The organism is Allorhizobium paknamense (assembly GCF_030815125.1).
Classification (GTDB): domain Bacteria; phylum Pseudomonadota; class Alphaproteobacteria; order Rhizobiales; family Rhizobiaceae; genus Allorhizobium; species Allorhizobium paknamense.
Genome location: NZ_JAUSWH010000009.1, coordinates 126,682 through 140,307, shown reverse-complemented (window position 1 = coordinate 140,307; position 13,626 = coordinate 126,682). Strand labels below are relative to the sequence as shown.

Genomic DNA, 13,626 nt, shown 5'->3' with positions numbered 1-13,626 from the left:
ACTCTGTCAAGGAGTGCCCTATATCCGTGCTGTTCCCGCCCGGGAACGCATATGAACGCCGCGAGGTTTAGATGGCGAACGTGACAAAACAACGGCCTTTGTCGCCGCATCTGCAAATCTACAAGCCCATTCCGACGATGATGATGTCGATTGCGCACCGCATCACCGGTGGGGCACTCTATTTCGGAACGCTTCTGGTTGCTGTATGGCTGATTGCCGCATCCATGGGCGCCAACGCCTATGACGGTGTCTCCTGGTTCATGGGCACCTTCATCGGCAAGATCATCCTGTTCGGCTATAGCTGGGCGCTGATCCACCACATGCTTGGCGGTCTGCGCCACCTCATGTGGGACCTGGGCCATGGTTTCGAGAAAAGCTTCACGACCAAGCTCGCCAAGGCAACGCTTGCCGGTTCCGTCGCCCTGACCATTCTGGTCTGGATCATCGCATTCATCATTCGCTGAGGTTACACCTATGGATATGCGTACTCCGCTCGGCAAGGTGCGTGGCCTTGGATCGGCCAAGGACGGGACCGAGCATTTCTGGCGCCAGCGCGTCACGGCGGTCTCCAACATCCCGCTCATCCTGTTCTTCATCATCTTCATGCTGACCCATGCGGGCGCTCCCTATCCGGAGATCATCGCCGCGCTCTCCAATCCGCTGGTGGCGGTGGTGATGGGTCTGGTCGTGCTGTCGGCCCTGATCCATATGCGTCTGGGCATGCAGGTGATCATCGAGGATTACATCCATCAGGAGATCATCAAGATGGTCCTGCTGATGCTCAACACTTTCTTCGCGGTCGTGGTGGGTGCGCTCTGTCTTTTCGCCATCCTCAAGATCGCGTTCGTAGGATAATTCGAAATGGCAAGCACAGCTTCTCCCGCACAAAACGGCAAGGCATACACCTATGTCGATCACGCCTATGACGTCGTGGTCGTGGGCGCCGGCGGCGCTGGCCTTCGCGCCACGCTCGGCATGGCCGAGCAGGGCTTCAAGACCGCCTGCATCACCAAGGTTTTCCCGACGCGTTCCCACACGGTTGCAGCGCAGGGCGGTATCGCCGCTTCGCTCACCAACATGACGCCCGACTGTTGGCAATGGCACCTTTACGACACCGTAAAGGGCTCCGACTGGCTGGGCGACGTGGACGCCATGCAATATCTCGCCATGGAAGCGCCGAAGGCGGTCTATGAGCTGGAACATTACGGCGTGCCCTTCTCGCGCAACGAGGAAGGCAAGATCTATCAGCGCCCCTTCGGCGGCCACATGCAGAATTACGGCGAAGGCCCGCCCGTGCAGCGCACCTGCGCAGCCGCCGACCGTACCGGCCACGCCATTCTGCACACGCTCTATGGCCAGTCGCTGAAGAACAATGCCGAATTCTTCATCGAATATTTCGCCCTCGACCTGATCATGGCGGATGACGGTCGCTGCACCGGCGTCGTGGCCTGGAACCTCGATGACGGCACCATTCATCGCTTCTCCGCCAAGATGGTGGTGCTGGCGACGGGTGGCTATGGCCGCGCCTATTTCTCCGCCACCTCCGCCCACACCTGCACGGGTGACGGCGGCGGCATGATCGCACGCGCCGGCCTGCCGCTGCAGGATATGGAATTCGTGCAGTTCCACCCCACCGGCATTTACGGCGCGGGCTGCCTGATCACCGAAGGCGCACGCGGCGAAGGCGGTTATCTCGTCAATTCCGAGGGCGAGCGCTTCATGGAGCGCTACGCTCCCTCCGCCAAGGATCTTGCCTCGCGTGACGTCGTCTCGCGCTGCATGACCATGGAAATCCGTGAGGGCCGTGGCGTTGGCAAGAACAAGGACCACATCTTCCTGCATCTCGACCATCTCGATCCGGCGGTTCTGCATGAGCGCCTGCCGGGCATTTCCGAGAGCGCCAAGATCTTCGCAGGCGTCGATGTGACCCGCGAGCCGATCCCGGTCCTGCCGACGGTTCACTACAATATGGGCGGCATTCCGACCAACTACTGGGGTGAAGTGCTGAACGCCGATGGCCAGAACCCGGAACGCATCGCGCCCGGCCTGATGGCCGTGGGCGAAGCGGGCTGCGCCTCGGTGCATGGCGCCAACCGTCTCGGCTCCAACTCGCTGATCGACCTCGTGGTCTTCGGTCGCGCCGCCGCCATCCGCGCTGCGCAGATCATCAACCGCGAAGAGCCGATCCCCGCGCTCAACACCGCCGCCTGCGACAGGATCATGGACCGTTTCGACGGCCTGCGTCACGCCTCCGGCCAGACGCCGACCGCCGTGCTGCGCGACAAGATGCAGCGCGCCATGCAGGAAGACGCCGCCGTGTTCCGCACCCAGGAATCGCTGGAAAGCGGTTGCCAGCGCCTCACCGCAATCTGGAAGGACATGTCCGACATCAAGGTCACCGACCGGTCGATGATCTGGAATTCCGACCTCGTGGAAACGCTGGAACTCTACAATCTGATGCCGAACGCCATCACCACGGTCTTCGGCGCGGAAGCCCGCAAGGAAAGCCGCGGCGCTCACGCCCGTGAGGATTTCAAGGACGGTCCGCTCGGCGGCCGTGACGACGAGAACTGGCGCAAGCACACGCTTGCCTGGGTCAATGAGGCTGGCGATGTGAAGCTGGATTATCGTCCGGTTCACACCGAGCTGATCGCTGACGGCATCGATCCCAAGAAGATCGCGCCCAAGGCCCGCGTCTACTGATTTGAGGAGACTGACATGGTAGAACTTACTCTTCCTAAGAATTCTCAGGTCACCGAAGGCAAGGTCTGGCCGAAGCCCGCAGGTGCGAAAAACCTGCGGGAATACCGGATCTATCGCTGGAGCCCGGATGACGGCGACAATCCCCGTATCGACACCTATTATGTCGATCTGGACGATTGCGGCCCGATGGTGTTAGACGGTCTGCTCTACATCAAGAACAAGATCGATCCGACGCTGACCTTCCGCCGCTCCTGTCGCGAGGGGATTTGCGGCTCCTGCGCCATGAACATCGACGGCACCAACACGCTGGCCTGCACCAAGGGCATGGACGACGTCAACGGCACCGTGAAGATCTACCCGCTGCCGCATATGCCGGTGGTGAAGGATCTGGTGCCGGATCTGACCAACTTCTACGCCCAGCACCGTTCCATCGAGCCCTGGCTGAAGACGGTATCGCCGACGCCCGCCAAGGAATGGAAGCAGAGCCATGAAGACCGCCTGAAGCTGGATGGTCTTTACGAGTGCATTCTCTGCGCCTGCTGCTCCACCTCCTGCCCGAGCTACTGGTGGAATGGCGACCGTTACCTCGGTCCGGCCGTTCTGCTGCAGGCCTATCGCTGGCTGATCGACAGCCGCGACGAAGCCAAGGGTGAGCGTCTCGACAATCTGGAAGATCCCTTCCGCCTTTATCGCTGCCACACCATCATGAACTGCGCGCAGGCCTGTCCCAAGGGGTTGAACCCGGCCAAGGCTATCGCGGAGATCAAGAAGATGATGGTGGAACGCCGCGTTTGATGGACGGGAGCGGAAGATCGCTCTCCTCACGCCCTTTTGAGATCCCGCGCACGCCCTTCAAACCGGTGGTGGCGGGATTTTCAGTCTGCGGCACGTTTCTGCCGCAATTCAGGACTGACTTGATTTGCCAACGGCTTTGACGATAACGTCGCCGCGGTTTGACCGCGCCGACCACAAGCAACCAGGAGTTAAGAGGATGAATCTGAAATTCGCAGCGACGGGCCTTGCTGTCGTGCTTGCCTTGTCAGGATGTCAGCGTACTTCCAGCGATTATGGTTCATCATCCCTGCCGCCCTTGCAGGCGCAGCCGGTGTCGCCGGTGCAGGCAGGGCAGTTGCCGCCGCCGGGCGGTGCCGATTCGCAATTTCCCGCAGCGCCCACCAGCAACCAGCAGGCGGCCTTGACGCCGAATGCGCCGCCGCCGGGTGGCGCGATGGATTTCAGCAAGGAACAGTTGGTCGGCAACTGGAAGGTCGCCAATGGCGGCGCAAGCTGCGACATGTTCCTGACGCTGACCAATCTCGGCAGCGGCTCGCGGGGCGGTACGCGCGGCTGTGTCGGCCCGCTCACGGCCATGGGGTCCTGGGAAGTGGCCAACAAGCAGTTGATGCTCAAGGACCGCGACGGCAATGTGATTGCCACGCTTTACAAGGCAGCGGACAACCGCTTCAGCGGATCCGCCAGCAACGGCCAGCCCGTCAGCCTCAGCCGCTGATCCCGCTTCAGGCCATGGCGCAATGCCATGGCCTTTTCGATGCATCGGACGAGGCGCTCTGCCGGTCCATGCATCCTGGAGTTTGGCAGGGTTCAATATGAACCCGACAGACTCTGGCGGCCTGCACCATTCCCGGAGTTTTCCATGCAGCCCATTCCCGATTATGCCCGCAGTGTCAGCGAGGAGCTGAAAAGCCGTACCCTTGCGGGAACGCTGAAGGCGGATCCGGCGCAGATGGATGTGGCGCGGCATCTGGACCGGGTGCTGATCGACCTGAAGGCGCGCAAACCGGCCCGGAAATCCTCTGCCCTGGGCTGGATTTTCGCCAAGCGCCGTGCCATGCCAGAGGGCATTCGCGGTCTTTACGTGCATGGCAGTGTCGGGCGCGGCAAAACCATGCTGATGGATCTGTTTTTCGAGATGGCGCCGACGGAAAAGAAGCGCCGGGCGCATTTCCACGAATTCATGGCGGATGTGCACAATCGCATCCACGCCCACCGGCAGAAGCTGAAGAACGGTGAAACGAAACAGGCCGATCCTGTGCCGCCGGTGGCCGAGCAACTGGCCGAACAGGCCGAGCTTCTCTGCTTCGACGAGTTCACCGTCACCGATATCGCCGATGCGATGATCCTGTCACGGCTCTTCACCGAGCTTTTTGCGCGCGGCTGCACACTCATCGCCACTTCGAATGTCGAGCCGGACAATCTTTATCCGAACGGTCTCAATCGCGGGCTTTTCCTGCCCTTTGTTGGCCTGTTGAAGCAGCATGTCGAGGTCTTGTCGCTGGATTCTCCCACCGATTACCGGCTGGGCAAGGGCGATCATCTGCCTGTCTATCTCGCGCCACTCGGACCGGAAGCGGATCGGCAGATGGATCGTGCCTGGATGATGCTGGGCAAGGGACAGCCGGAAAAGCCGGTGGAGATTGCGATGAAAGGCCGCGTGATCGCCGTGCCCCGGGCGGTGGGCCGGATGGCGCGCTTCACCTTTGCCGAGCTTTGCGAGGCGCCGCTTGGGGCGGTGGATTTCCTGGCGATAGCCGAGCGTTTCGACCGCATCTTCATCGATCACATTCCGTTGTTGAACGCCGACCGCCGCAATGAGACCAAACGCTTCATCATTCTGATCGATGCGCTTTATGACCACCATATTCACCTGCATGCCTCCGCTGCGGCGGAACCGGAAGCGCTGCTGACGGTTCGCAAGGGGACGGAGGGGTTCGAGTTCGATCGCACCGTTTCACGCCTCTTCGAAATGCGCAGTCGCGATTATTTGAACGTTGAGGCGGGTCAAAAATCCGAAGTGTGAAGAAATGATGACCAGAATTCTTACCTTTACGTAAGAATTTTTAGGTCTAACCGATTGAAAAATATCAGCTGATAAATATCAGTTGCGATTTTTTGCGCCTCGGGCTATGCGGTTTTACGCAAAGGCCGGCCCGATGATCCTGAGCCCGCCTTGTTTTGGATCTGAAAAGGAAGCTCTTCAATGGCGCGCAAAAAGATCGCACTCATCGGTTCTGGAATGATCGGCGGCACGCTGGCGCATCTCGCTGGCCTCAAGGAACTGGGCGACGTTGTCCTGTTCGACATCGCCGACGGCGTTCCGCAGGGTAAAGGCCTCGATATCGCCCAGTCCTCTCCGGTCGAGGGTTTCAATGCCAAGCTGTCCGGCGCGAGCGATTACGCCGCCATCGAAGGCGCAGACGTCTGCATCGTCACCGCCGGTGTGCCGCGCAAGCCGGGCATGAGCCGCGATGACCTGCTCGGTATCAACCTCAAGGTGATGGAGCAGGTGGGTGCGGGCATCAAGAAATACGCCCCCAACGCCTTCGTGATCTGCATCACCAACCCGCTCGACGCCATGGTCTGGGCGCTGCAGAAGTTCTCCGGCCTTCCGGCCAACAAGGTCGTCGGCATGGCCGGTGTTCTCGACTCGGCCCGTTTCCGCCTGTTCATCGCTGAAGAATTCAACGTTTCCGTCCAGGACGTGACGGCTTTCGTTCTCGGCGGTCATGGCGATACCATGGTGCCGCTGCCGCGCTACTCCACCGTTGCCGGTATTCCGCTGACCGATCTCGTCAAGCTCGGCTGGACCAGCCAGGAGCGTCTGGACCAGATCATTCAGCGCACCCGTGATGGCGGTGCCGAAATCGTCGGCCTGCTGAAGACCGGTTCGGCCTATTATGCTCCGGCCGCCTCCGCCATCGAGATGGCCGAGTCCTACCTCAAGGACAAGAAGCGCGTTCTGCCCTGCGCCGCGCATCTCACTGGCCAGTACGGCGTCAAGGACATGTATGTCGGCGTTCCGGTGGTGATCGGTGAAGGTGGTGTCGAGCGCATCATCGAAATCGAACTGAACAAGGAAGAGCAGGCCGGTTTCGACAAGTCGGTCGGCGCTGTCGCCGGTCTGTGCGAAGCCTGCGCGACCATCGCGCCCGCTCTCAAGTAATGGCATGAACGCCACACGGATGCCGGAAAGGGCATCCGTGTGGCGCGTTTTCTCATTTCCGATCTAGAGCAATTCCAGGAAAAGTACCTAGCGGTTTTCCGTCCGGAAATGCGTAAAAAGAAAGAGTTAGAGCGATTCAGTGTTTCCGTGAAGCATTGAATCGCTCTAAGGCCCAACGATAGGACCAGACGATGAACATTCATGAATATCAGGCCAAGGCTCTCCTGAAGGGCTATGGCGCGCCGGTCGCCGAAGGTGTGGCGATCCTCTCCGCCGATGATGCCGCCGCCGCTGCCAAGCAGCTGCCCGGCCCGCTCTACGTGGTCAAGAGCCAGATCCATGCTGGCGGCCGCGGCAAGGGCAAGTTCAAGGAGCTCGGCCCGGATGCCAAGGGTGGCGTTCGTCTGGCGAAGTCGATCGACGAAGTCGTCGCGCACGCCAAGGACATGCTGGGCAACACGCTGGTGACCGCCCAGACGGGTGAAGCCGGCAAGCAGGTCAACCGTCTCTACATCGAAGATGGCGCCGACATTTCCCGCGAACTCTACTGCTCGCTGCTGGTCGACCGCTCGGTAGGCCGTGTGGCTTTCGTGGTCTCCACCGAAGGCGGTATGGACATCGAAGCCGTTGCCCATGACACGCCGGAAAAGATCCACACCATCGCCATCGACCCGGAAACCGGCGTGACGGCTGAGGATGTGGCGAAGATTTCCGCAGCGCTCGCTCTCGAGGGCGTAGCCGTGGAAGACGCCAAGTCGCTCTTCCCGGCGCTCTACAAGGCCTTCAACGAAAAGGACATGGCGCTTCTCGAGATCAACCCGCTGATCGTCATGACCAATGGCCATCTGCGTGTTCTCGACGCCAAGGTGTCCTTCGACGGCAACGCACTGTTCCGCCACGACGACGTGCGCGCCCTGCGTGACGAGACCGAAGAAGATTCCAAGGAAATCGAAGCCTCCAAGTGGGATCTGGCCTACGTCGCCCTCGACGGCAATATCGGCTGCATGGTCAACGGCGCCGGTCTCGCCATGGCGACGATGGACATCATCAAGCTTTACGGCAAGGAGCCGGCTAACTTCTGCGACGTCGGCGGTGGCGCCGGCAAGGAGAAGGTCGCGGCGGCCTTCAAGATCATCACCGCTGACCCGAAGGTCGAGGGCATCCTCGTCAACATCTTCGGCGGCATTATGAAGTGCGACGTGATCGCCGAAGGCGTGATCGCAGCCGTCAAGGAAGTCGGCCTCAAGGTTCCGCTCGTCGTGCGTCTCGAAGGCACCAATGTCGAACTTGGCAAGAAGCTCCTGAACGAATCCGGCCTCGCCATCACGGCTGCCGACGATCTGGACGACGCTGCCAAGAAGATCGTCGCGGCGATCAACGGCTAATCTGAGGGACCTAACTGATGTCTATTCTTGTAAACAAGAACACCAAGGTCCTCGTGCAGGGCCTGACCGGCAAGACCGGTACTTTCCACACCGAACAGGCGCTGGCTTACTACGGCACGCAGATGGTCGGCGGTATTCACCCGAAGAAGGGTGGCGAAACCTGGACCGGCTCGAAGGGCGAAAGCCTGCCGATCTTCGCTTCCGTTGCCGAAGCCAAGGACAAGACCGGCGCGGATGCGACCGTGATCTACGTTCCGCCGGCAGGCGCTGCGGACGCCATTATCGAGGCGATCGAGGCGGAAATCCCCTTCATCACCTGCATCACCGAAGGTATTCCGGTGATGGACATGGTGCGCGTCAAGGCCAAGCTCGAAAAGTCCAAGTCCCGTCTGCTCGGCCCGAACTGCCCGGGCATCCTGACGCCGGAAGAATGCAAGATCGGCATCATGCCGGGCTCGATCTTCCGCAAGGGTTCGGTTGGGATCGTGTCGCGCTCCGGCACGCTGACCTATGAAGCCGTGTTCCAGACCTCCAATGAAGGTCTCGGCCAGACGACGGCTGTCGGTATCGGTGGGGACCCGGTCAAGGGCACGGAATTCATCGACGTCCTGGAAATGTTCCTCGCCGACGAAGCCACCCAGTCGATCATCATGATCGGTGAAATCGGTGGCTCGGCGGAAGAAGACGCCGCCCAGTTCCTGATCGATGAAGCCAAGAAGGGCCGCAAGAAGCCGATGGCTGGCTTTATTGCTGGCCGCACCGCGCCGAAGGGCCGCACCATGGGCCATGCCGGTGCCGTGGTTTCCGGTGGCAAAGGCGATGCTGAATCCAAGATTGCCGCCATGGAAGCGGCTGGCATCAAGGTTTCGCCGTCCCCGGCGCGTCTGGGCAAAACGCTGGTTGAAGTCCTGAAGGGCTGAACCACTTATGAGAAGAGCGGGCGGGCGTCTTTAAAGACGAACCCGCCCGGTCGGACCTCGAGCAATGTCGTTCAACTCGCGGCGTTCGAGATGATATTCGGGAGCGATGGCTCCACCCTCCAGCGAAGCGCAAGCCTCGGCTGGCATATGCGTAAAGCCGAAAATTCGGTGTGACCACAAGTCGGGAGGCGGGCTTTGGAGCCCGCAGAAAACCATGGCAAGGCAAGAAGCCAACGAGCAGTTTCAGATCACGTCGTTCCTGGACGGATCGAACGCGATCTATATCGAGCAGCTTTATGCGCGCTACGAAGAAGATCCCAATTCGGTTTCCGCGGAATGGCAGGCTTTCTTCAAGGCGCTGGGCGACAGTCCCGCCGATGTGAAGAAGGCTGCCAGCGGCGCTTCCTGGAAGAAGAAGAACTGGCCGATCACGCCGAACGGCGAACTGGTCTCCGCGCTGGACGGAAACTGGGGCCAGGTGGAAAAGGTTATCGAAAAGAAGGTGAAGGACAAGGCGGAAGCCTCCGCTGCCGCCACCGGCAAGCCGGTGTCCGAGGCGGAAGTGCTGCAGGCCACCCGCGACAGCGTCCGTGCCATCATGATGATCCGCGCCTATCGCATGCGCGGCCATCTGCATGCGAAGCTGGACCCGCTGGGCCTTGCCGCGCCGGTTGACGATTATAACGAGCTTTCGCCGAGCAATTACGGCTTCACCGAAGCTGATTACGGCCGCAAGATCTTCATCGATAACGTGCTGGGTCTGGAATATGCCACGATCCCGCAGATGATCGATATTCTCGAGCGCACCTATTGCACGACGCTGGGCGTCGAATTCATGCATATCTCCAACCCGGAGGAAAAGCAGTGGATTCAGGAGCGCATCGAAGGGCCGGACAAGGGCGTCGAGTTCACTGCGGAAGGCAAGAAGGCGATCCTTTCCAAGCTGATCGAGGCAGAAGGCTTCGAGCAGTTTATCGATGTGAAGTACAAGGGCACCAAGCGTTTCGGTCTCGATGGCGGAGAATCGCTCATCCCGGCGCTGGAGCAGATCATCAAGCGCGGCGGTCAGGAAGGCCTTGAGGAAGTCGTGCTTGGCATGGCGCATCGTGGCCGTCTGAACGTGCTGACCAATGTGATGCACAAGCCGCATCGCGCCGTGTTCCACGAATTCAAGGGCGGCTCCTTCAAGCCTGATGAAGTCGAAGGTTCCGGCGACGTGAAGTATCACCTCGGCGCCTCCTCCGACCGTGAATTCGACAACAACAAGGTGCACCTGTCGTTGACGGCCAACCCGTCGCACCTGGAAATCGTCAATCCGGTGGTCATGGGCAAGGCCCGCGCCAAGCAGGACCAGCTTGCCAAGGTCTGGGACGGCGACGTGATCCCGCTCAAGGAGCGTGCCAAGGTTCTGCCGCTCCTGATCCATGGTGATGCGGCTTTTGCCGGTCAGGGTGTTGTGGCCGAAATCCTCGGCCTGTCGGGTCTGCGCGGTCACCGCGTGGCCGGCACCATGCACTTCATCATCAACAACCAGATCGGTTTCACCACCAATCCGGCCTTCTCGCGCTCTTCGCCCTATCCGTCGGATGTGGCCAAGATGATCGAAGCGCCGATCTTCCACGTCAATGGCGACGATCCGGAAGCCGTGGTCTATGCCGCCAAGGTGGCCACCGAATTCCGCATGAAGTTCCACAAGCCGGTCGTGGTGGACATGTTCTGCTATCGCCGCTTCGGCCACAATGAAGGCGATGAGCCGAGCTTCACGCAGCCGAAGATGTACAAGGAAATCCGCGCTCACAAGACCGTCGTGCAGCTTTATGCCGACCGTCTGATCGCGGAAGGCCTGATCACCGAAGGCGATCTGGAAAAGATGCGGGCCGACTGGCGCGCCCATCTGGAGCAGGAATTCGAAGCCGGCCAGAGCTACAAGCCGAACAAGGCCGACTGGCTGGACGGCGCCTGGTCCGGGCTGCGTGCCGCGGACAATGCCGACGAGCAGCGCCGCGGCAAGACCGCCGTGCCGATGAAGAGCCTCAAGGAAATCGGGCGGAAGCTCTCCACCATTCCGGAAGGTTTCAAGGCGCACCGCACCATCCAGCGCTTCATGGAAAACCGCGCCCAGATGATCGAGACGGGCGAGGGGATCGACTGGGCCATGGCCGAAGCATTGGCCTTCGGTTCGCTGGTTCTGGACGGTCACAAGATCCGCCTGTCCGGTCAGGATTGCGAGCGCGGCACCTTCTCGCAGCGCCATTCGGTTCTCTACGATCAGGAAACCGAGGAGCGTTATATTCCGCTCGCCAATCTCGCGCCGAACCAGGCTCGTTACGAAGTCATCAACTCGATGCTGTCGGAAGAGGCCGTGCTCGGTTTCGAATATGGCTATTCGCTGGCTCGTCCGAATGCGCTGACGCTGTGGGAAGCCCAGTTCGGTGACTTCGCCAACGGTGCGCAGGTGGTGTTCGACCAGTTCATCTCGTCCGGTGAACGCAAGTGGCTGCGCATGTCCGGTCTCGTCTGCCTTCTGCCGCATGGCTATGAAGGTCAGGGTCCGGAACACTCTTCTGCCCGTCTGGAGCGCTGGCTGCAGATGTGCGCCGAAGACAATATGCAGGTTGCCAACTGCACGACGCCGGCCAACTACTTCCACATTCTGCGCCGCCAGATGAAGCGTGACTTCCGCAAGCCGCTGATCCTGATGACGCCGAAGTCGCTGCTGCGCCACAAGCGCGCCCAGTCGACGCTGGCGGAACTGGCGGGCGAAAGCTCGTTCCACCGCCTGCTGTGGGACGATGCGGAGATGATCAAGGACGGCCCGATCAAGCTGCAGAAGGATGCCAAGATCCGCCGCGTCGTGATGTGCACGGGCAAGGTCTATTACGACCTGCTGGAAGAGCGTGAAAAGCGCGGGATCGATGACATCTACCTGCTGCGCATCGAACAGCTCTACCCGTTCCCGGCCAAGGCGCTGATCAATGAATTGTCCCGTTTCCGCAATGCGGAAATGGTCTGGTGCCAGGAAGAGCCCAAGAACATGGGCGCCTGGTCCTTCATCGATCCCTATCTGGAATGGGTTCTGGCGCATATCGATGCCAAGTATCAGCGCGTGCGCTATACGGGCCGTCCGGCCGCTGCCTCTCCGGCAACCGGCCTGATGTCCAAGCACATCGCGCAGCTTGAAGCCTTCCTGGAAGACGCGCTGGGCGGCTGATGCCGCCCGCCACTCTCTTCGCCCGAAACGCCCATAGATCAATGGAATCCTAATTATGGCCACTGAAATCCGCGTTCCCACCCTGGGAGAATCCGTCAGCGAAGCCACGGTCGGCACCTGGTTCAAGAAGGTTGGCGATGTCGTGAAGGCTGACGAGCCGCTCGTCGAACTGGAAACCGACAAGGTAACGGTTGAAGTTCCGGCCCCGGCATCCGGCGTGCTGACCGAAATCGTTGCCCAGAACGGCGAGACCGTCGGCCTTGGCGCGCTGCTCGGCCAGATCGCCGAGGGTGCTTCCGCTGGCGCGGCTGCTCCTGCCGCCGCTGCCCCCGCACCGGCCGCTGCCGCTCCGGCTCCGGCCGCTGCTCCTGCGGCTCCGGCTGCCGCGATGCCGGCTGCGCCTGCCGCTGCCAAGCTTGCTGCCGATAACAATATCAACACCGCCGATGTCGATGGTTCCGGCAAGCGTGGTCAGGTGTTGAAGGGTGACGTTCTCGCCGCCATCGCCAAGGGCACGACCGCTGCCGCACCGGCTCCGGCTGCAGCGCCGCGTCCGGTCTCCTCGGCTGACGATCAGGTCCGCGAAGAGCGCGTCAAGATGACCCGCCTGCGCCAGACCATCGCCAAGCGCCTGAAGGATGCCCAGAACACCGCCGCCATGCTGACCACCTATAACGAGGTGGACATGAAGGCTGTGATGGACCTGCGCGCCAAGTACAAGGACATCTTCGAAAAGAAGCATGGCGTGAAGATGGGCTTCATGGGCTTCTTCACCAAGGCCGTGACCCACGCTCTGAAGGAACTTCCGGCCATCAACGCCGAGATCGACGGCACGGACATCATCTACAAGAACTACTGCCACATCGGCATGGCCGTTGGCACCGACAAGGGTCTGGTGGTTCCGGTTATCCGTGATGCCGACCAGCTGTCGATTGCCGGTGTCGAAAAGGAACTGGGCCGTCTGGCTAAGGCTGCCCGCGATAACACGCTCTCCATGGCGGACATGCAGGGCGGCACCTTCACCATCACCAATGGCGGTGTCTACGGTTCGCTGATGTCCTCGCCGATCCTGAACGCGCCGCAGTCCGGTATCCTCGGCATGCACAAGATCCAGGAGCGTCCGGTCGTGGTCGGTGGGCAGATCGTCATTCGTCCGATGATGTATCTGGCGCTTTCCTATGACCACCGCATCGTCGACGGCAAGGAAGCCGTCACCTTCCTGGTGCGCGTCAAGGAAAGCCTGGAAGATCCGGAACGTCTGGTTCTCGATCTCTAGAGCATTTCCAGGAAAAGTGGGAACCGGTTTTCCGTCCGGAAATGCGTAGAAACAAAAAGTTAGAGCGTTTCAATGTTTCCGTGAAAGAATGAAACGCTCTAAGACATCTGCATTTGATCCGGCGGAGGCAAAATCTCCGCCGGTTGTCATCGGGGAGCGCATCGGCACTT

11 protein-coding genes are annotated in these 13,626 nt (G+C 60.6%); all 11 read left to right on the top strand.

Annotation, left to right across the window (positions count from 1 at the left end; all coding sequences use genetic code 11):
• Positions 1-71 precede the first annotated feature (71 nt).
• The gene (gene sdhC / locus QO005_RS14785; RefSeq protein WP_307158814.1) at positions 72-464 is read left to right on the top strand and encodes a succinate dehydrogenase, cytochrome b556 subunit; all 393 of its coding nucleotides are present in this window, start codon (positions 72-74) and stop codon (positions 462-464) included.
• A 10-nt stretch (positions 465-474) separates the two neighbouring features.
• A complete protein-coding gene (sdhD, locus tag QO005_RS14780) occupies positions 475-855 on the top strand; it encodes a succinate dehydrogenase, hydrophobic membrane anchor protein (protein WP_307158813.1) in 381 nt (126 codons plus the stop codon).
• A 6-nt stretch (positions 856-861) separates the two neighbouring features.
• Positions 862-2,703, top strand: coding sequence for a succinate dehydrogenase flavoprotein subunit (gene sdhA / locus QO005_RS14775; protein WP_307158812.1), 1,842 nt, complete (start codon positions 862-864; stop codon positions 2,701-2,703).
• Positions 2,704-2,718: 15 nt separating this feature from the next.
• A complete protein-coding gene (locus tag QO005_RS14770) occupies positions 2,719-3,498 on the top strand; it encodes a succinate dehydrogenase iron-sulfur subunit (protein WP_307158811.1) in 780 nt (259 codons plus the stop codon).
• Between the two features lie 196 nt (positions 3,499-3,694).
• Positions 3,695-4,213: a protease inhibitor Inh/omp19 family protein gene (locus QO005_RS14765; protein WP_307158810.1), complete on the top strand. Its 519-nt coding sequence runs from the start codon at positions 3,695-3,697 to the stop codon at positions 4,211-4,213.
• 144 nt (positions 4,214-4,357) lie between these two features.
• Positions 4,358-5,521, top strand: a complete 1,164-nt coding sequence (zapE, locus tag QO005_RS14760; protein WP_307158809.1) for a cell division protein ZapE — start codon at positions 4,358-4,360, stop codon at positions 5,519-5,521.
• Positions 5,522-5,701: 180 nt separating this feature from the next.
• The gene (gene mdh, locus QO005_RS14755; protein WP_307158808.1) at positions 5,702-6,664 is read left to right on the top strand and encodes a malate dehydrogenase; all 963 of its coding nucleotides are present in this window, start codon (positions 5,702-5,704) and stop codon (positions 6,662-6,664) included.
• 191 nt (positions 6,665-6,855) lie between these two features.
• Positions 6,856-8,049 carry an ADP-forming succinate--CoA ligase subunit beta gene (sucC, locus tag QO005_RS14750; RefSeq protein WP_307158807.1) on the top strand — a complete coding sequence of 398 codons (1,194 nt, stop codon included), beginning with the start codon at positions 6,856-6,858 and terminating at the stop codon, positions 8,047-8,049.
• 17 nt (positions 8,050-8,066) lie between these two features.
• A complete protein-coding gene (gene sucD / locus QO005_RS14745) occupies positions 8,067-8,969 on the top strand; it encodes a succinate--CoA ligase subunit alpha (RefSeq protein ID WP_307158806.1) in 903 nt (300 codons plus the stop codon).
• 214 nt (positions 8,970-9,183) lie between these two features.
• Complete coding sequence (locus QO005_RS14740; protein WP_307158805.1) at positions 9,184-12,180, top strand: 2-oxoglutarate dehydrogenase E1 component; 2,997 nt, start codon at positions 9,184-9,186, stop codon at positions 12,178-12,180.
• Positions 12,181-12,235: 55 nt separating this feature from the next.
• The gene (odhB, locus tag QO005_RS14735; protein ID WP_307158804.1) at positions 12,236-13,456 is read left to right on the top strand and encodes a 2-oxoglutarate dehydrogenase complex dihydrolipoyllysine-residue succinyltransferase; all 1,221 of its coding nucleotides are present in this window, start codon (positions 12,236-12,238) and stop codon (positions 13,454-13,456) included.
• Positions 13,457-13,626: the final 170 nt, after the last annotated feature.